The organism is Actinophytocola xanthii (genome assembly GCF_001921205.1).
In the GTDB taxonomy this organism is placed as follows: domain Bacteria; phylum Actinomycetota; class Actinomycetes; order Mycobacteriales; family Pseudonocardiaceae; genus Actinophytocola; species Actinophytocola xanthii.
The window spans coordinates 1-16,930 of sequence record NZ_MSIE01000066.1; the positions used below are offsets into that span (position 1 = coordinate 1).

Below are 16,930 nucleotides of genomic sequence, written 5' to 3' on the forward strand. Positions count from 1 at the left end.
GGCGGCGGCCCTGTACTCGACGACGGTCGGGCGCGCGCAGCTCGCCGCCCGGCAGGACCCGTCGGCCGGCACGGTTCGGCGGGCCACGATGGCCGGGATCCACGGGATGGTCCCGCTCCAGGCCGCGCTCGCCGCCCGGCGCGGCTCGCTGGCCGGCGCGCTGGCCGTGGCCGCCGCCCTGCCGCTGGCTCGCCGCCTGTCCAGGAAGGTCTCGCCGACATGACCGCCTTCCACCTCGGCTACGGCACGAACGGCTTCAGCAACCACCGCCTCGACGACGCGCTGCGGCTCATCGCCGACCTCGGCTACACCGCCGTGGCGCTCACCCTCGACCACCACCACCTCGACCCGTTCGCCGACGACGTCGCCGAGCGGACCGACCACGTCGCCGCCCTGCTCGAGCGGCTCGAGCTGCGCTGCGTCGTCGAGACCGGCGCCCGATACCTGCTCGACCCGCACCGCAAGCACCACCCGACGCTGGTCTCCGACGAGCCGGAGCGTCGGATCGACTTCCTGCACCGCGCGGTCCGCATCGCCGCCGACCTCGACGCCGACTGCGTGTCGTTCTGGTCCGGCATCCGACCCTCCGACGTGGACATCGACACCGCCTGGCGACGGATGCGCACAGGCGTGTCCATGGTGCTCGCCAGGGCGAGCGCTCTGGGCGTCCGGTTGGGACTCGAGCCGGAGCCCGGCATGTTCGTCGAGCACCTGTCCGACGCGCTGCGGCTCCGCGAGGAGCTCGGGGCGCCGGAACTGCTCGGCATCACCCTGGACGTCGGCCACTGCGTGGCTGTCGAGCCGGAGGACGCGGCGTCCTGCATCCGCCGCGCCGGTGACCTGCTCGTCAACGTGCAGCTGGACGACATGCGTACCGGGGTCCACGAGCATCTTGAGTTCGGCGAGGGCGAGCTCAATCTGCCGGGGACCCTGGCCGCGCTGACCGAGGTGGGCTACTCCGGCGTCGCGGCGGTCGAGCTGCCGAGGCACAGCCACGCGGCGCCGGACGTGGCCGCCCGGGCGATCACCGCCCTGCGCGCCGCGCTCACCCCGGTGCTCCCGAAGAACGACGACCACGACGCGGAGTGGGTGAGCAGCGTGGACCATCCCTGGCTGGTCGAGGCCGAGCAGCGGGTCCGCACGGATCCCGCGGCCGTCCGCACGCTGTTCCCCGCGGTCGGCCGCAAGGTCGGACGGGCGCCGCTGCGGCCGGAGTCCGACCCGCAGGGCCTGGTGCACGGCACCGTCGACGACCTCGCCCGCACCCGCCTGCTCGCCGCGCTGGCCGAGGTGCTCGACGGCCGGGCACTCGGCGCCGAGGTCGCCGAGCTCTACCGGTACGGGGACGACGCCGAGCGCCGCGGCGTGCTGCGCGGTCTGTCCGCGCTGCCGGACAGCGTGGTCTCGACCGGACTCGAAATCGTCCGAGACGCCCTGCGTGCCAACGACATCAGGTTGGTCGCGGCGGCGATGGGCGAGTTCGGCGCGCGGCACCTGGACGCCCACTCCTGGCGGCACGGCGTGCTCAAGTGTCTGTTCGTCGGCGTGCCGCTGGCCGCGGTCGTCGAGCTGTCCCGGCGCATCGACGACGAGCTGCTGCGCATGGTCGCCGACTACGCCGAGGAACGGCGGGCGGCGGGCCGTGCCGTCCCCGCCGACGCCGAGAAGCTGCTGGAGGTTGGCCGATGAGGATCTTCGACCCGCACATCCACATGACCTCGCGCACCACCGACGACTACGAGGCGATGTACTCGGCCGGTGTTCGCGCCCTGGTCGAGCCGTCGTTCTGGCTCGGCCAGCCGCGCACCAGCGTCGCGTCGTTCACCGACTACTTCGACAGCCTCATCGGCTGGGAACGGTTCCGTGCGGCGCAGTTCGGCATCCGCCACCACTGCACGATCGCGCTGAACCCCAAGGAGGCCAACGATCCCCGCTGCCGCGACGTGCTCGACGTGTTACCCCGCTACCTCGCGAAGGACGGCGTGGTCGCGGTCGGTGAGGTCGGCTACGACTCGATGACACCGGAGGAGGACGCGGTCTTCGCCCAGCAGCTCCAGCTCGCCGTCGCCCACGACCTGCCGGCACTCGTGCACACCCCACACCGCGACAAGCTCGCCGGCACCAAGCGGACACTGGACGTGGTGCGCGAGTCCGGCCTGGAGCCGGGCCGGGTGCTCGTCGACCACCTGAACGAGCCCACGGTGGCCGTGGTGGCGGACTCCGGGTGCTGGATGGGCTTCTCCATCTACCCGGACACCAAGATGGACGAGCACCGGATGGTGACGATCCTGCGGGAGTACGGCACCGACCGGATGATCGTGAACTCCGCCGCGGACTGGGGCCGGTCGGACCCGCTGAAGACCTACAAGACCGGTCTCGCCATGCTCGACGCCGGCTTTGACGAGTCCGATGTAGACAAGGTGCTGTGGCAGAACCCCGTGCAGTTCTACGGCCAGAGCGACCGGCTCGTGCTCGACGAGCTGCCGGGGTTCACCCCCTCGGGCGAGACCTTCGCCGGTAACTCCGTGCTGCGCGGCGGCGGTTCGGGCGGCGCTGCATGACGCCGTTGTCCTACTGCACCAACGTCCACCCCGCCGAGGACCTGGACGGAGTGCTGGCCCAGCTGGACCGCTACGCGGAGCCGGTGCGACGGCTGGTCGGCGCGGACGTGCTCGGGCTCGGCCTGTGGTTGCCGGCCGCGCTCGCCGCCGCGCTGGCCGACGACGTCCCGCTGCGCGGGAAGCTACGCGCCGAGCTGGACGCGCGCGGCCTCCAGGTCTACACGCTGAACGCCTTCCCCTACGGCGGGTTCCACGACGAGGTCGTCAAGCACTCGGTCTACCGGCCGCAGTGGACGGATCCCAGAAGGCTCGAGTACACGCTGGACTGCGCGACCGTCCTGGCCGACCTGCTGCCCGACACGGCGAGCTACGGCAGCATCTCGACCCTGCCGCTGGCCTGGCGCACCCCGTGGGACGACGCCGACGACGCCGCCGCGACGACGGCGCTCGCCGAGCTCACCGCGGTCCTCGACGACATGGCCGGCCGGGACGGGCGCCCGATCCGGCTGGCCGTCGAGCCGGAGCCCGGATGCGTGCTGGACCGTGTCAGCGATGCCGTCCGGTGGCTCGCCGGCCGGGTGGACCCGCGCTACATCGGCCTGTGCCTGGACACCTGTCACCTCGCGGTGTCCTTCGCCGACCCGGCGGAGACCATCGCCGAGATCCATCGGGCCGGGCTGTCGGTGGTGAAGGTGCAGGCGTCGGCTGCGCTGCAGGTGGAGGAGCCGGCGAGCGAGGCCGCCCAGCGGGCGTTGGTCGACTTCACCGAGCCGCGCTACCTGCACCAGGTGCGCGAGCGAGCCGGGGACGGGACGGTGCTCGGCGCCGACGACCTGCCCCAGGCGCTCACCGAGCTGCCGGGACAGCGGACCTGGCGGGTGCACTTCCACGTGCCGCTGCACGCCCGCCCGGCAGCGCCGCTCTCCGCGACGACCGACGTCCTGCGAGACACGATCGCCGCTTTGAGGTCTACTGTGGACGAACTACCGCACCTCGAGGTGGAGACCTACACCTGGAGCGTGCTGCCGGAGACCGCGGGCAACGGTGGAGACACCGCCCTGATCCGCGGTATCGCCGCCGAGCTGCGCTGGGCCGCCGTCCAGCTGCTCGACCAGGAGGGAGGGGTCCGGTGACCGCCGCGATGACAACGCCGCTGGTGCTGCTCGACGTCGTGGGGCTGACGTCGAAGCTGCTGCGTTACATGCCGAACCTGTCGGCGCTGGCGCACCGGGGGTGGCAGGCCGAGCTCGGCACGGTGCTCCCGGCGGTGACCTGCAGCGCCCAGTCGACGTTCCTGACCGGCGCGATGCCCTCCCAGCACGGGATCGTCGGCAACGGTTGGTACTTCCGGGAGCTCGGCGAGGTCTTCCTCTGGCGCCAGCACAACCGGCTGGTGGACGGCGAGAAGGTCTGGGAGGCCGCCCGCCGGCGCACCCCCGACTTCACCGCGGCCAACATCTGCTGGTGGTACGCCATGGGCGCGACGACCGACATCACCGTGACGCCCCGGCCGATTTACCACGCCGACGGCCGCAAGTCTCCCGACGCCTACGTCCGGCCCCCGGCACTGCACGACGACCTGGTCGGTGCGCTCGGCGACTTCCCGCTGTTCCAGTACTGGGGTCCCACCGCCTCGCTCGCGTCCAGCGAGTGGATCGTCGGCGCGTCCCGCAAGGTGTTCGCCGAGCACCACCCCGACCTTCTGATGGTGTACGTGCCGCACCTCGACTACGACCTGCAGAGGTTCGGGCCGGACGGGCCGGAGGCCATCCAGGCGGCGCGGGACGTCGACGCCGCGCTGGCGCCGCTGCTCGCCGACGCGCAGAACGCCGGCGCCACGGTGCTGGCGCTCTCCGAGTACGGCATCACCCCGGTACGCCGGCCGGTCGACATCAACCGGGTCCTGCGTTCCGAGGGGCTGCTGGAGGTCTACAGCCAGGCCGGTATGGAGTACCTGGACCCGTGGACCTCCCGGGCGTTCGCGGTGGCCGACCACCAGGTCGCGCACGTGTACGTCGCCGACCCGGCCGACCTGCCGCGGGTGCGCGACCTGCTGGCCAAGCTGTCCGGTGTGGACGAGGTGCTCGGGCGCGAGGAGCAGGCGCGGTACCACATCGATCATCCGCGGGCGGGTGAGCTCGTGGTCACCGCCGAGCCGGACGCCTGGTTCACCTACTACTACTGGCTGGACGATGCCCGTGCGCCGGACTTCGCGCGGGGCGTCGAGATCCACCGCAAGCCTGGCTACGACCCGGCCGAGCTGTTCTTCGACCCCGCCGACCGGCTCGCGAAGGCCAAGGCGGGGATGAACCTGGTGCGCAAGAAGGTCGGTCTGCGGTACGCGATGAACGTGGTGCCGCTCGACCCGTCGTACGTACGTGGCTCGCACGGCCGGCTGCCCGACCGGCCGGAGGACGGGCCGGTGCTGCTGTGCTCGGTGCCCGACGCCGAACCCGGCGGCAGGGTCGCGGCCACGGAGGTCCGCGACCTGGTGTTGCGGTTGCAGGGAATTGACGTACCGGAAGGAGCGCGACGATGAGTCGACCAGTCACCTTGTTCACCGGCCAGTGGGCCGACCTCCCGTTCGAGGAGGTGTGCAAGCTCGCCGCGCAGTGGGGCTACGACGGGCTCGAGATCGCCTGCGGTGGCGACCACTTCGAGGTGGACCGGGCGCTGGCCGAGGACGACTACGTGGCGAACAAGCTCGCGCAGCTGGAGTCGCACGGTCTGAAGGTGTGGACGATCTCCAACCACCTGGTCGGGCAGGCGGTGTGCGACGACCCCATCGACGAGCGGCACAAGAACATCCTGCCGGCCCGCATCTGGGGCGACGGCGAGCCCGAGGGCGTCCGCCAGCGCGCCGCCCAGGAGATGGCCGACACCGCGCGGGCGGCGGCCAAGCTCGGGGTGAACACCGTCGTCGGCTTCACCGGATCGAAGATCTGGAAGTACGTCGCCATGTTCCCGCCGGTCTCCCAGGAGGTCATCGAGGACGGGTACGCCGACTTCGCGCGGCGGTGGAACCCCATCCTCGACGTGTTCGACGAGGTGGGCGTGCGGTTCGCGCACGAGGTGCACCCCTCGGAGATCGCCTACGACTACTGGACGACCAAGAAGACCCTGGCCGCCGTGGACAACAGGCCCGCGTTCGGCCTGAACTGGGACCCCTCCCACTTCATCTGGCAGGACCTCGACCCGGTCGGGTTCATCCTCGACTTCGCCGACCGGATCTACCACGTGGACTGCAAGGACACCAAGAAGCGGTTCGACGGCCGCAACGGTCGGATGGGCAGCCACCTGGCCTGGGCCGACCCCCGCCGCGGCTGGGACTTCGTGTCCACAGGGCACGGTGACGTGCCGTGGGAGGAGTCGTTCCGCGCGCTCAACTCGATCGGCTACACCGGACCGATCTCGGTCGAGTGGGAGGACGCCGGCATGGACCGGCTTCGGGGCGCCGAGGAGGCGGTCACCTTCATCCGCAACCTCATCTTCGACAAGCCGGCGGCGGCCTTCGACGCCGCCTTCTCCACGAAGGACTGACTGATTCCAGGGAAGGGATTCGTCATGGCTGTTTCCAGAAGGACGATGTTGCGGGGTGCCGCCGCCGGTGCCCTCGCGGCCGGAGCGGTTGCGGCGGTGCCGGGTACGGCGTCGGCCACGGGTGCGGGCCGCCTGTGGCACCACCGGGTGCCCAAGGACAAGATCAGCATCCAGCTGTACACGCTGCGCTCGATCCTCGAGGTCGACCTCGAGGGCACGCTCTCGGCGCTGGCGGACATCGGCTACCGCAAGGTGGAGCTCGCCGGCACCTACGGGCGCACCGCCGCCGAGTTCCGCCGGATCCTGGACCGCCACCACCTGCGGGCGACCTCGACCCACGTCGGCATCGACGGTGACATCAACCAGGCCATCGCGGACGCGAAGGTGCTCGGCAACCGCAAGAGCAACGTGGCGTGGGCGAGCTTCCCGACGATCGAGGAGTGGCGGACCTTCGCCGCTCGCCTCGAGGCGGCCGGCAAGGCGTACCGGCGGGCGGGCATCGAGTTCGGGTACCACAACCACGCGCACGAGTTCGAGCGGATCGACGGCGTGCGGCCCTGGGACGTGATCACCCGGACCACGACGCGCCGGAACGTGCACCTGGAGATGGACCTGTACTGGGTCGTCACCGGTGGGGCCGACCCGGTGCGGGAGTTCTACCGGGTCGCCGGTCGGGTCACGCAGTACCACGTGAAGGACCGTGCGCCCGACGGTGGCTTCGCCGACCTCGGCGAGGGCACCATTGACTTCCGGCGGATCTTCCGAGCCAACTGGCCGCTGGAGGTGGACGAGTACATCGTGGAGAACGACCAGCCGGTGGACCCGCTGGAGTGCGCGGCCACGGGCTACAACTACCTGTCCAACCTGCGGTTCTAGTTCCGTTCGGAGGTGGCTTGTCATGCCGCTGGTAGCCGGGGTCGACTCGTCGACCCAGTCCTGCAAGGTCGTGGTGCGTGACGCCGAGTCCGGTGCGCTTGTGCGCAGCGGGGCGGCGCCGCACCCCGACGGGACCGAGGTGGACCCGGCGGCGTGGTGGGACGCGCTGCGGTCGGCGATCGAGCGGGCCGGCGGCGTCGACGACGTCGCCGCCATCTCGGTCGCCGGTCAGCAGCACGGCATGGTGTGCCTGTCGGAGTCGGGCGAGGTGGTCCGGCCGGCACTGCTGTGGAACGACACCCGCTCCGCCCGGGCGGCCGTGTCGCTGATCGACGAGCTCGGCGGGCCGGCCGCGTGGGCGGACGCCGTCGGCGTCGTCCCGGTGGCGTCGCTGACCGTGACCAAGCTCCGTTGGCTCGCCGAGCACGAGCCGGAGGCCGCGGCCGCCACGGCCGCCGTGTGCCTCCCGCACGACTACCTGACCTGGCGTCTGCGCGGGGGTGGCGACCTCGCCGAGCTGACCACCGACCGCGGCGACGCGTCCGGTACCGGCTACTTCGCGCCGGCCACCGGCACGTACCGCCCCGACCTGCTCGAGCTGGCCATGGGCCGGACGCCGGCGGTGCCCCGCGTCCTCGCCCCGTCCGACTCCGCCGGCCGCCTGCCCAGCGGGGCGCTCGCCGGCCCCGGGACCGGAGACAACATGGCCGCCGCCCTCGGCGTCGGGGCCGAGCCGGGCGATGTCGTGGTGTCGATCGGGACGTCGGGCACGGCCTTCGCCGTCGCCGACAAGCCCTCCGCCGACCCCAGCGGCCTGGTCGCCGGCTTCGCCGACGCCACCGGGCGGTACCTGCCCCTGGTGTGCACCCTGAACGCCGCGCGGGTGCTCGACGCCGCGGCCCGCATGCTCGGGGTGGACCACGACCGGTTCGCCGACCTGGCCCTCGCCGCCCCACCCGGCGCCGACGGCCTGGTGCTGGTGCCGTACCTGGAGGGCGAGCGCACCCCGAACCTGCCGGAGGCGACCGGTGCGCTGCACGGGCTGCGGCTGGCCAACGCCACGCCCGCCCACCAGGCCCGCGCCGCCGTGGAGGGAATGCTCTGCGGCCTGGCGGACGCGGTGGACGCGCTGGTCGCGCAGGGTGTCCGCGTCGAGCGGGTCCTGTTGGTGGGTGGTGCCGCACGCTCGGCGGCGGTGCGCCGCATCGCGCCGTCGGTGCTCGGCCGCCCGGTCCTTGTCCCCGAACCGGGCGAGTACGTCGCGGACGGCGCGGCCCGCCAGGCGGCGTGGGCGCTGACCGGCACCGACAACCCGCCGCGCTGGCGCCTGGGCGCGGTGGAGGAGTTCAGCGCGGACCCGACCCCGGGCCTGCGTGCCCGCTACGCCGAGGCCCGGGAGAAGATCCTCGACCGTCCCGGCGCCTAGAGCCAATGCCGGTCGCTTAAGCCGACGCAAGATCAACTCCGCGATCGGCGAGCAGCGAAAACAGGCACGTTCAAGACCAATAAGGGGCCTTCCGGGCAGCTAAACGACCGGCATTGCGCCTAGAGCACGTCTGCGGGAGGGTCGAAGTAGAACACCTCCTCGCGGGTGATCACCCCGTCGGCCACGGTGTAGAGCGACATCTTCGTCGAGGTCGTCCGGCGGCCGGTGGGCGTGTGGGTGGCGTCGAAGGTGAACCGCACCGCGAACCGGTCGCCCGCGACGAACGGACCGTCGACGTCGAACCCGTGGAACTCGAGCCCTCGGTTGAGCCGCTCGGCGTTCGCCAGGACTTCGTCGTGCCCGCGCAGCTCCACGTGCTTCCCGTCGTTCTCCAGCGGCGCGACGCGAACGACGTCGGCCGAGGTCCACCGCATGGCTTCGCTCAGCCGGCCGCCGCGGAAGGCCGACACGTACCGCTCGGCGACCTCGTGCGCCGGAAGCGGCTGGAACTGGTCGACGTGGTCCTCCGCCCACTGCCCGAAGCCGCGGGCCGGATGCCCGGTGATCTCCTCCACCGTCGAGGTGACCGGTTCGGGGTTGTCGACGAGCGAGCGCCAGTAGGCCAGCGCGCTGTCGGCGAGCGACTCGTCCGCCCAGCCGAGCACGTCGGCACGGGCTTCCTCCGCGCTGATCTCCTCCACCTCCACCGGCCGCCCGGCCGCGGCTCCGAGGATGCGCACCTGCTCGGCCTGGGTGACCGCCTCCGGACCGGTGAGCGTGTAGCTCCTGCCGATGTGTCCGTCTTCGGTGAGCGCCGCCACGGCCACGTCGGCGATGTCCCGCTCGTCGATCAGCGACCGGGCGGCGCCCGGGAAGGGCATTCGTACCGCTCGGCCGGCACGGATGGCCGGCGCCCACTCGAACGTGTTCGTCGCGAACCCACTCGGCCGCAGGAACGTCCACTCCAGCCCACTGCGGCGGACCGCGTCCTCGACCTGCCCCCACACCCCGTTCTGCTCGGGCGTCAGCTCGTCCCGCACGTTGAGTGTCGACACGTACACCACGCGGCGGGCGTGGCGCGCGATCACCTCGACCACGTCGCGGATCCGCTCCGCCGAGAGGAAGGGCCAGAGCAGGAACACGGAGTCCACACCAGACAGCGCCTCGTGGAGCGTCTCGGGCCGGCTCAGGTCCCCCGTGGCCCCGGCACCCGGAAAGCGGGACAGGGTGCGGACGTCGGCGCCGCGCTCACGCAACCCCGCCACCACGTGGCGGCCGATGTTGCCGGTAGCGCCGGTAACAAGAATCGTCATGCGCCAAGCCTCAGACTTAAACAAAGGTTCAAGTCAAGCTAGGCTGCTCGCCGTGGTGACCGACCTCCCGGCGGAGCTGACGATCGGTCAGCTGTCCGAGCGCAGCGGCGTGCCCACCTCGGCGCTCCGGTTCTACGAGCGCGAGGGCCTCATCCACAGCCGGCGCACCAGCGGTAACCAGCGGCGTTACCACCGCACGACGTTGCGGAGGGTGGCCTTCATCCGAGCGTCCCAGAGCGTGGGGATCCCCCTGGCGCTCATCGGCGAGGTGCTGGGCTTCCTGCCCGCCGACACGCCGCCCACCAAGGAGTTCTGGCTCCGCGCCGCCGAGTGCTGGAGCGAGGCGATCAACGACCGCATCGCCAGGCTGGAACGGATGCGAGACCGCTTCACGGCCTGCATTGGCTGCGGCTGTCTCTCCTTCACCGAGTGCGCCCTGGTCAACCCCAACGACCAGCTGGCCGGCCGCGGCCCGGGCGCCCACCTGCTGCGCTGAGCGTCAGGGGTCCGTGGTGCCGTAGGCACGCATGAAGGTCGCCACGGCTCGGTCGGCGATGAGGGCGAGGTCCGCGGCCGAGAAGGACGTCCGCCCGAGCAGCATCGCCTCGTTGATCGGTGCGGCCATGACCAACCAGTTGAACTCGGAGGCGGCGATCGACGGGTCGTCGGTCCGCAACCGGCCCTCCCCGGTGAGCTCGGCGAACCTCGCCGCGAGCCCGGACATCGTGCGGCCCGGGCCCTGGTCGAAGAACGCCTGGCCCAGCTCGGGGAAACGAGGCACCTCGGCGATCACCAGCCGGCGCAGCGCGAGCACGCGGGGTTGGAGCACCGCGCGGAGCTGCCGCACGGCGAGCTCGGTCAGCTCGGCGGCGAGGTCGTCCCCGGAGCCGAGCTGCTCGATCTCGGCGGCGACCGGGTCGGCGACCGCGTCGACGGCAGCCCGGACCACCTCGACGAAGAGCCGCTTCTTGTCGACGAAGTGCTGGTAGACGGTCTGCTTCGCGACCCCGGCGGCACGGGCGACCACATCCATGCTCGTTCCGCGGAAGCCGTTGTCGAGGAACACGCGGGTCGCCGCCTCGAGAATCGCGGCCTGCTTCGGGCTCGGGTGTTCCGATTCGCCCGCGGGGTGTTGATCGAGCACGGAGCAACGGTACGCTGCGGTCTTCTGGAAAGACTAGACCGTCTAGTCTAGATGTCGTGAGGAGACGTCCGTGACCGCTCTGCTCCCTCCCCCTCGGCTGCTCATAGACGGCCTGACCATGGTCGAGTCCGGACGCTGGCACGAAGGCCGGCTGTGGTTCGCCCACTGGGGCAGCGGCGAGGTGCTCGCCGTCGACCTGGAGGGACGGCGTGAGGTGGTCGGTCCGGGTCGCGCCGGGATGGGCTGGTCCATCGCCTGGCTCCCCGACGGCCGGCTGCTGGTCTCCGGCGAGGAGCTGACCCGCGTCGAGCCGGACGGCTCGGCCGTGCGGCACAGTTCGCAGGGCGGCAACGAGCTCGTCGTCCACCCAGCTGGCCACGTCTACGTCAACGGCGCCGACTTCGACTTCCTCGGTGGTGGCGCACCCGAACCCGGCTGGATCCGCCTCGTCAGTCCCGACGGCACCGCCAGAGACGTCGCCGGCGACATCGACTTCCCCAACGGGATGGTGATCACCCCCGACGGTTCGACGCTCGTGATAGCGGAGTCCTTCGCCGGCCGGCTGTCGGCCTTCGACATCGACCCGGACGGCTCGTTGTCCGGGCGGCGCACCTGGGCAGAAGGACTGGGCCCGGACGGCATCTGCATCGACTCCGCTGGTGGCATCTGGTGCCAGACCGCCGAAGGGCTCAACGAGGGTGAGCCCGCGGGAGCGGTGGTCCGGGTGCTCGACGGTGGTGAGATCACCCACCGGGTCGAGACCGAGCTTCCCTGCTTCGCGTGTGCTCTTGGCGGGCCGGAGGGTCGACACCTGTTCCTCCTGTGCAACGAGTTCGAGGGCATCGAGCAGCTCGAGGCCGTGCTCACCCGCCGGAGTGCTCGGATCTACGTCACCGAGATCCCCGCGTAGACCGCCGGCGGTCGAGCGTCCGAGACCGGTTCGGAGCGCTCGCTGCCGGAAAACGTGAGCCGGGGGACACCCCTGGGTGAGCTGGCCAGGGCCGTGACTGGAAGTGGCCTGGTTCAGCCGGCGCGCCCTGGTGGTGGGTGTGCGGGGTCCGGGTAGGCGTTGTTCGCAGTGGTCGGTGGGGTGCGGTCAGGCGTGGTCGGCAGCGGTGGCGGTCGTCGAGCGCCGCGGCCTGTCCGTCCCGAGGCGTGGCGAGCTGGGTGTGGTTGGGGTGGGCTGGCTGAGGCGGCCCGGCTGGGGAGGAGGGCTCGTTGGGGCGGCGCGGCGGCGGGGAGTGGGTCGGCCTGCTAGAACTTTCCTTTGTTCCCGCTGGCGGCTCGAGGAGGGCGTTCGTGGAGTTCGTGCGGCTTTTGTTGGTGTTCCTCCATCTGCTTGGTATGGCGGTGCTGATCGGGACCTTCCTGGTGCAGCGCCGGGCCACCGGGGATGGGCCGCCCAACGCGGGGTGGTTGCACGGCGCGGGCCTGCAGCTGGTCACCGGCCTCGCGTTGCAGTTGTTGGCGCCGGTCACCGACGCCGACTACAACCACATGAAGCTGGGGATCAAGCTGCTGGTGCTCGTGGTCATCGCCGGGTTGGCGCTCGCCTACACGCTGCGCAAGACCACGCCGCGCTGGCTGAACCCGACCCTGGGCGGGCTGGTCGTGGTGAACGTGGGGCTCGCGGTCTTCTGGACGTAAGGGGCTGGCGGGCCGCTCCGTCGCCGGTAGGGTCTGGCTACTGGTGAGTAACGAAGGGGTTCTCCATGTCGGTCGGGCGTGAGTTCGATGTGGTGTTGTTCGGGGCGACCGGGTTCACCGGCGGGCTCACCGCCGAGTACCTGGCAGCCGAGGCGCCGGCGGGCTGCCGGTGGGCCGTGGCCGGGCGGAACCCCGCCAAGCTCGAGGGTCTCCGCGAGCGGCTCGCGCTGGTCAACCCGGAGTGCGCCAAGCTGGAGCTGCTGGTGGCCGACGTCACCGACGAGCGCGCCCTGCGGGACGTGGTCGGCCGGGCCCGGGTCGTGGCAACCACGATCGGGCCGTACACCGACCACGGCGAGCCCCTCGTGTCCGCCTGTGCCGAGGAGGGCACCGACTACCTCGACCTCACCGGCGAGCCCGAGTTCGTCGACCGGATGTACCTCGGCTACCACGCCCGCGCCGTGAGCAGTGGCGCGCGCCTCGTGCACTGCTGCGGCTTCGACTCGATCCCGGCCGACCTCGGCGCCTACTTCACCGTGCAGCAACTGCCCGAGGACGTGCCGCTGCGGGTCCAGGGGTACATGTCCGCCTCCGGCACCTGGTCGGCCGGCACCCTGCACTCGGCACTGGCCGCGTTCTCCCGGGTGCGGACCATGGCCTCGACCGCCGCGCGGCGCCGACACCTCGAGGGCCGGCCGGTCGACCGCAGGATCCGGGGGATCAAGGGCCGCCCCCGCTACGAGAAGACAGTTGGCTCCTGGGTGCTGCCGGCGCCCCTGGTCGACCCCCAGATCGTGCTGCGCTCGGCCCGGGCGCTGCCGCGCTACGGCCCCGACTTCGGCTACGGCCACCACATCGCGGTCCCCTCCCTCCCGGTCGCCGCCGGAATCGCCGGGGGGCTGGGTGGGGTGGTGCTGCTCGCCCAGGTCCCGCCGGTCCGGCGGTTCCTGGCTGGACGGATGCAGTCGGGCGAGGGGCCGAGCGAGGAGCGGCGGGCCAAGTCCTGGTTCCGCATGCGGTTCGTCGGCGAGGGTGGCGGGCGGCAGGTGCTCACCGAGGTCAGCGGGGGTGACCCCGGGTACGGGGAGACGGCCAGGATGCTCGGCGAGTCGGCGCTGTGCCTCGCCTTCGACAACCTCCCGGCCACCTGTGGACAGGTCACCACGGCGGTCGCCATGGGGGATGCCCTGATCGGGCGGCTTCGACGGGCGGGGCTCTCCTTCCGGGTCGCGGCCGAGCGGGGAATGGAGGGGGAATGAGTGGTGGTCATGGCTCGATAGTGCCGTGAAAACAGGGCCGAAACAGCGGGGGAAGATCGAACTGTGGATAACCGAAGCAGTTGTGGACAAGTGCGTCCGGGCCTGGTCAGCGGCCCTTGAGAGGGCCTCGAGCGTACTTTCGCGATCGGAACGCATTCGGATGATCACGCTCAGTGCAGCTTGAGGCCGTCGCGAAAACGATTGGGTCACGCGGGTCTACGCGGCGGTAGCGCTGGACGAAGCGCAGAGTACGGTCTCGCGAATGAGTTTGCGTTCGGTGCTCGCCGGGCGCGTGAAGCCCGGGAGGGAGAAAGCCTTGCGCTTCAAGCGGGGAGTCGCGGTCACCGCGATCGCTCTGACCAGCGTGCTGTCCGTGGTTGGGTGTGCGAAGGATTCCGCATCCTCGGACAACCCGTCTGGCGGCCAGAACAACAACGCCTCGGGTTGCCAGACCGTGGACAAGCCGGCCGCGGCGTCGGGAGCGACCAGTTCCGAGAGCGCGGCGTCCGACGTCGACGCGAGCCAGCTCAAGGTCGGGCTCGCCTTCGACATCGGTGGCCGCGGCGACGCGTCGTTCAACGACTCGGCCGCCGCCGGGCTCGACCAGGCCATCGCCGACCTCGGGGTCAAGAAGGAGAACACCAAGGAGCTCACGGCGACCGACCAGGAGAGCGAGGACTCCAAGCAGACCCGCCTCCGCCAGCTGGCCCAGGAGGGCCACAACCCGGTGATCAGCGTCGGGTTCGCCTACTCCGAGGCGACCAAGGTCATCGCCGGCCAGTTCCCGAACACCCAGTTCGCCGTCGTCGACGGGTTCGTCGAGGGTGCGCCGAAGAACGTCACCTTCCTCGGCTTCGCCGAGCACGAGGGCTCGTTCCTGGTGGGCGTCATCGCCGCGCTGAAGAGCGAGAGCTGCAAGATCGGCTTCGTCGGCGGCGTGAACGTCCCGCTGATCCAGAAGTTCCAGGCCGGCTTCGAGCAGGGCGTCAAGGCCGTCGCCCCGGACGCCGAGGTGATCGCGCGGTACATCACCGAGGCCGGCGACCTGACCGGCTTCACCGACGCTCCCAAGGGCCAGGTGACCGCGAAGGGCCTGATCGACGAGGGTGCCGACGTGGTCTACCACGCCGCCGGCGCCTCCGGTAAGGGCGTCTTCGCCGCCGCCAAGGAGGGCGGTGTGATGGCCATCGGCGTCGACTCCGACCAGTACAACCAGGCCACCGTCGCCGAGTACAAGGACGTGATCATCACGTCCATGCTCAAGCGTGTCGACGTCGCCGTGTTCGACTACATCGCCGCGGTCGCCGCGGGCGACATGGGCGGGCTGCCCCAGGTCTTCGACCTGAAGGTGAACGGCGTCGGCTACTCCACCTCCGGCGGCAAGATCGACGACGAGACCAAGGAGTGGGTCGAGTCGTACAAGCAGCAGATCATCGACGGCGAGATCACGGTCGCGGACACCCCGGCCGCCAGCTGACGATCGTTGTCACGCCCGTGGGTGTGCGGCCGCCCCGCACACCCACGGGTTTTGACGTGGAAAGGGTGTCCTCGATGACCGACAGCACCGGGTCGGCCTCCGGCCGGGCTCCGGCCGTCGCGTTGACCGGCATCACCAAGCGCTTCCCCGGCGTCGTCGCCAACTCCGACGTGCACCTGACCGTGCGCTCGGGCGAGGTGCACGCGCTGTGCGGGGAGAACGGCGCGGGCAAGTCGACGCTGATGAAGATCCTCTACGGGATGCAGGCGCCCGACGAGGGCACCATCGAGGTGAACGGCTCGCCGGTCCGCTTCAAGTCCCCGGCGGAGGCCATCAAGGCCGGGATCGGCATGGTGCACCAGCACTTCATGCTTGCCGACAACCTGACCGTGCTGGAGAACGTCGTCCTGGGCGCCGAGGACCTGCACGGCATCGGCAAGCGAGCCAGGGCGAGGGTCCGCGAGCTGGCCGGTGCGACCGGACTCGACGTCGACCCGGACACGCTGGTCGAACGGCTCGGAGTGGCCGACCGGCAGCGCGTCGAGATCCTCAAGGTGCTCTACCGGGGCGCGCGCATCGTCATCCTGGACGAGCCGACCGCCGTGCTGGTCCCGCAGGAGGTCGCCGAGCTGTTCGACACGCTGCGGGCGATGCGGGCGGACGGCTACACGTTCCTGTTCATCTCCCACAAGCTCGACGAGGTTCGCGCCATCGCCGACACGGTCACGGTCATCCGCCGCGGCACCACCGTCGGCACCGTCGACCCGAGCACGGTGAGCAGTCGCCAGCTCGCCGAGATGATGGTCGGCAGCCAGCTGCCCAGCCCGGAGACCCGCACGTCCACGGTCACCGACCGGGAGGTGCTGCGCGTCGAGAACCTGACACTGCGCACCCCGGACGGCCGAGCCCTGCTGGACTCGCTGGACCTCGTCGTGCGCGCGGGCGAGGTGCTCGGCGTCGCCGGGGTCGAGGGCAACGGGCAGACCGAGCTGGTCGAGACGATCATGGGGATGCGCCGGGCGGCGACGGGGCGGATCCTGCTCGGCGGCAAGGACGTGACCAGGTCCGGCACGCTCGCGCGGCGTGAGGCCGGCATCGGCTACATCCCTGAGGACCGCACCCGGCACGGGCTGCTGCTCACCCAGCCGCTGTGGGCCAACCGGATCCTCGGCCACCAGACCCGCCGACCCGCCGCACGCGGCGCGCTGCTCGACGTGGCCGGCGCCCGCCTGGACACCGAACGCATCGTCGAGGAGTTCGACGTGCGAACTCCCGGCATCGACGTCGCCGCCGCCTCCCTCTCGGGTGGGAACCAGCAGAAGCTCGTCGTCGGGCGCGAACTCTCCGGGAACCCGGTTCTGCTGATCGCCTCGCACCCGACCCGCGGTGTCGACGTCGGGGCCCAGGCGGCCATCTGGGACCACATCCGCGCCGCACGCGCCGACGGCCTCGCCGTCCTGCTGGTCTCCGCCGACCTCGACGAGCTCATCGGCCTGTCCGACTCGATCAAGGTGATGCTCCGCGGGAGGTTCGTCGCCGACGCGGACCCGGCGACGGTGACGCCGGAGGACCTCGGCTCGGCGATGACCGGCGCAGGCGAGGTCGATGCGGAGGGACACCTGGTCGTGGACCGCACGGAAGAAGGAGACAAGGGGTGACCCGGCGGATGACCACCGACGCGGTGCGC

General features: G+C 71.3%; 15 protein-coding genes and 1 pseudogene. 14 read left to right on the forward strand and 2 right to left on the reverse strand.

All coding sequences use genetic code 11. The features are described 5' to 3' along the window. From BU204_RS29995 to xylB, 8 genes and pseudogenes are all read left to right on the forward strand, one after another. Positions 1-223: pseudogene (locus tag BU204_RS29995) on the forward strand (SCO3242 family prenyltransferase); the annotation flags it as partial. After that, positions 220-1,689, forward strand: coding sequence for an EboA domain-containing protein (locus BU204_RS30000; RefSeq protein ID WP_075129152.1), 1,470 nt, complete (start codon positions 220-222; stop codon positions 1,687-1,689). The pseudogene BU204_RS29995 and the gene BU204_RS30000, both read left to right, overlap by 4 nt. Beyond that, on the forward strand, positions 1,686-2,561 hold the full coding sequence (locus BU204_RS30005) for a TatD family hydrolase (RefSeq protein WP_075129153.1): 876 nt from the start codon (positions 1,686-1,688) through the stop codon (positions 2,559-2,561). Before BU204_RS30000 ends, BU204_RS30005 begins: the two co-directional genes overlap by 4 nt. Beyond that, positions 2,558-3,694 carry a metabolite traffic protein EboE gene (gene eboE, locus BU204_RS30010; RefSeq protein WP_075129154.1) on the forward strand — a complete coding sequence of 379 codons (1,137 nt, stop codon included), beginning with the start codon at positions 2,558-2,560 and terminating at the stop codon, positions 3,692-3,694. Before BU204_RS30005 ends, eboE begins: the two co-directional genes overlap by 4 nt. 8 nt (positions 3,695-3,702) lie before the next feature. Further along, the gene (locus BU204_RS30015) at positions 3,703-5,100 is read left to right on the forward strand and encodes an alkaline phosphatase family protein (RefSeq protein ID WP_075129178.1); all 1,398 of its coding nucleotides are present in this window, start codon (positions 3,703-3,705) and stop codon (positions 5,098-5,100) included. Next, entirely contained in the window at positions 5,097-6,101 is a 1,005-nt protein-coding gene (locus BU204_RS30020; RefSeq protein WP_075129155.1) for a sugar phosphate isomerase/epimerase family protein, read from the forward strand. Before BU204_RS30015 ends, BU204_RS30020 begins: the two co-directional genes overlap by 4 nt. Before the next feature lie 24 nt (positions 6,102-6,125). Further along, positions 6,126-6,977 (forward strand): sugar phosphate isomerase/epimerase family protein, encoded by an 852-nt coding sequence (locus BU204_RS30025; RefSeq protein ID WP_075129156.1) that lies wholly within the window; start codon positions 6,126-6,128, stop codon positions 6,975-6,977. Positions 6,978-6,999: 22 nt separating this feature from the next. Continuing rightward, positions 7,000-8,403, forward strand: coding sequence for a xylulokinase (gene xylB / locus BU204_RS30030; RefSeq protein ID WP_075129157.1), 1,404 nt, complete (start codon positions 7,000-7,002; stop codon positions 8,401-8,403). Between the two features lie 119 nt (positions 8,404-8,522). Here xylB and BU204_RS30035 read toward each other — a convergent pair whose 3' ends face one another. Then, positions 8,523-9,716, reverse strand: coding sequence for an NAD(P)H-binding protein (locus tag BU204_RS30035; protein WP_075129158.1), 1,194 nt, complete (start codon positions 9,714-9,716; stop codon positions 8,523-8,525). Positions 9,717-9,771: 55 nt separating this feature from the next. On the opposite strand from BU204_RS30035, the gene soxR reads away from it, so the two are divergent. Next, positions 9,772-10,212, forward strand: a complete 441-nt coding sequence (gene soxR, locus BU204_RS30040; RefSeq protein WP_075129179.1) for a redox-sensitive transcriptional activator SoxR — start codon at positions 9,772-9,774, stop codon at positions 10,210-10,212. Between the two features lie 3 nt (positions 10,213-10,215). On the opposite strand, the gene BU204_RS30045 is transcribed toward soxR, so the two are convergent. Beyond that, positions 10,216-10,860, reverse strand: coding sequence for a TetR/AcrR family transcriptional regulator (locus BU204_RS30045; RefSeq protein ID WP_075129159.1), 645 nt, complete (start codon positions 10,858-10,860; stop codon positions 10,216-10,218). Positions 10,861-10,930: 70 nt separating this feature from the next. Here BU204_RS30045 and BU204_RS30050 point away from each other — a divergent pair, with 70 nt between their 5' ends. From BU204_RS30050 to BU204_RS30070, 5 genes are all read left to right on the forward strand, one after another. Further along, positions 10,931-11,770: an SMP-30/gluconolactonase/LRE family protein gene (locus BU204_RS30050; protein ID WP_143229856.1), complete on the forward strand. Its 840-nt coding sequence runs from the start codon at positions 10,931-10,933 to the stop codon at positions 11,768-11,770. A 389-nt stretch (positions 11,771-12,159) separates the two neighbouring features. Next, positions 12,160-12,507, forward strand: a complete 348-nt coding sequence (locus tag BU204_RS30055; protein ID WP_075129160.1) for a hypothetical protein — start codon at positions 12,160-12,162, stop codon at positions 12,505-12,507. A gap of 65 nt (positions 12,508-12,572) precedes the next feature. After that, complete coding sequence (locus tag BU204_RS30060; protein WP_075129161.1) at positions 12,573-13,766, forward strand: saccharopine dehydrogenase family protein; 1,194 nt, start codon at positions 12,573-12,575, stop codon at positions 13,764-13,766. Positions 13,767-14,028: 262 nt separating this feature from the next. Continuing rightward, on the forward strand, positions 14,029-15,243 hold the full coding sequence (locus BU204_RS30065) for a BMP family lipoprotein (protein ID WP_083661762.1): 1,215 nt from the start codon (positions 14,029-14,031) through the stop codon (positions 15,241-15,243). Positions 15,244-15,317: 74 nt separating this feature from the next. Next, positions 15,318-16,901 carry an ABC transporter ATP-binding protein gene (locus BU204_RS30070; RefSeq protein ID WP_075129181.1) on the forward strand — a complete coding sequence of 528 codons (1,584 nt, stop codon included), beginning with the start codon at positions 15,318-15,320 and terminating at the stop codon, positions 16,899-16,901. The last annotated feature ends 29 nt before the right edge of the window (positions 16,902-16,930 follow it).

What these genes read in the sequence shown, in the direction of transcription:
- BU204_RS30065 (WP_083661762.1), top strand. Translation starts at nt 14,029, where the DNA reads ATGAGTTTGCGTTCGGTGCTCGCCGGGCGCGTGAAGCCCGGGAGGGAG.
- eboE (WP_075129154.1), top strand. Translation starts at nt 2,558, where the DNA reads ATGACGCCGTTGTCCTACTGCACCAACGTCCACCCCGCCGAGGACCTG.
- BU204_RS30060 (WP_075129161.1), top strand. Translation starts at nt 12,573, where the DNA reads ATGTCGGTCGGGCGTGAGTTCGATGTGGTGTTGTTCGGGGCGACCGGG.
- BU204_RS30005 (WP_075129153.1), top strand. Translation starts at nt 1,686, where the DNA reads ATGAGGATCTTCGACCCGCACATCCACATGACCTCGCGCACCACCGAC.
- BU204_RS30020 (WP_075129155.1), top strand. Translation starts at nt 5,097, where the DNA reads ATGAGTCGACCAGTCACCTTGTTCACCGGCCAGTGGGCCGACCTCCCG.
- BU204_RS30070 (WP_075129181.1), top strand. Translation starts at nt 15,318, where the DNA reads ATGACCGACAGCACCGGGTCGGCCTCCGGCCGGGCTCCGGCCGTCGCG.
- BU204_RS30025 (WP_075129156.1), top strand. Translation starts at nt 6,126, where the DNA reads ATGGCTGTTTCCAGAAGGACGATGTTGCGGGGTGCCGCCGCCGGTGCC.
- BU204_RS30000 (WP_075129152.1), top strand. Translation starts at nt 220, where the DNA reads ATGACCGCCTTCCACCTCGGCTACGGCACGAACGGCTTCAGCAACCAC.
- BU204_RS30035 (WP_075129158.1), bottom strand. Translation starts at nt 9,716, where the DNA reads ATGACGATTCTTGTTACCGGCGCTACCGGCAACATCGGCCGCCACGTG.
- BU204_RS30015 (WP_075129178.1), top strand. Translation starts at nt 3,703, where the DNA reads ATGACAACGCCGCTGGTGCTGCTCGACGTCGTGGGGCTGACGTCGAAG.
- xylB (WP_075129157.1), top strand. Translation starts at nt 7,000, where the DNA reads ATGCCGCTGGTAGCCGGGGTCGACTCGTCGACCCAGTCCTGCAAGGTC.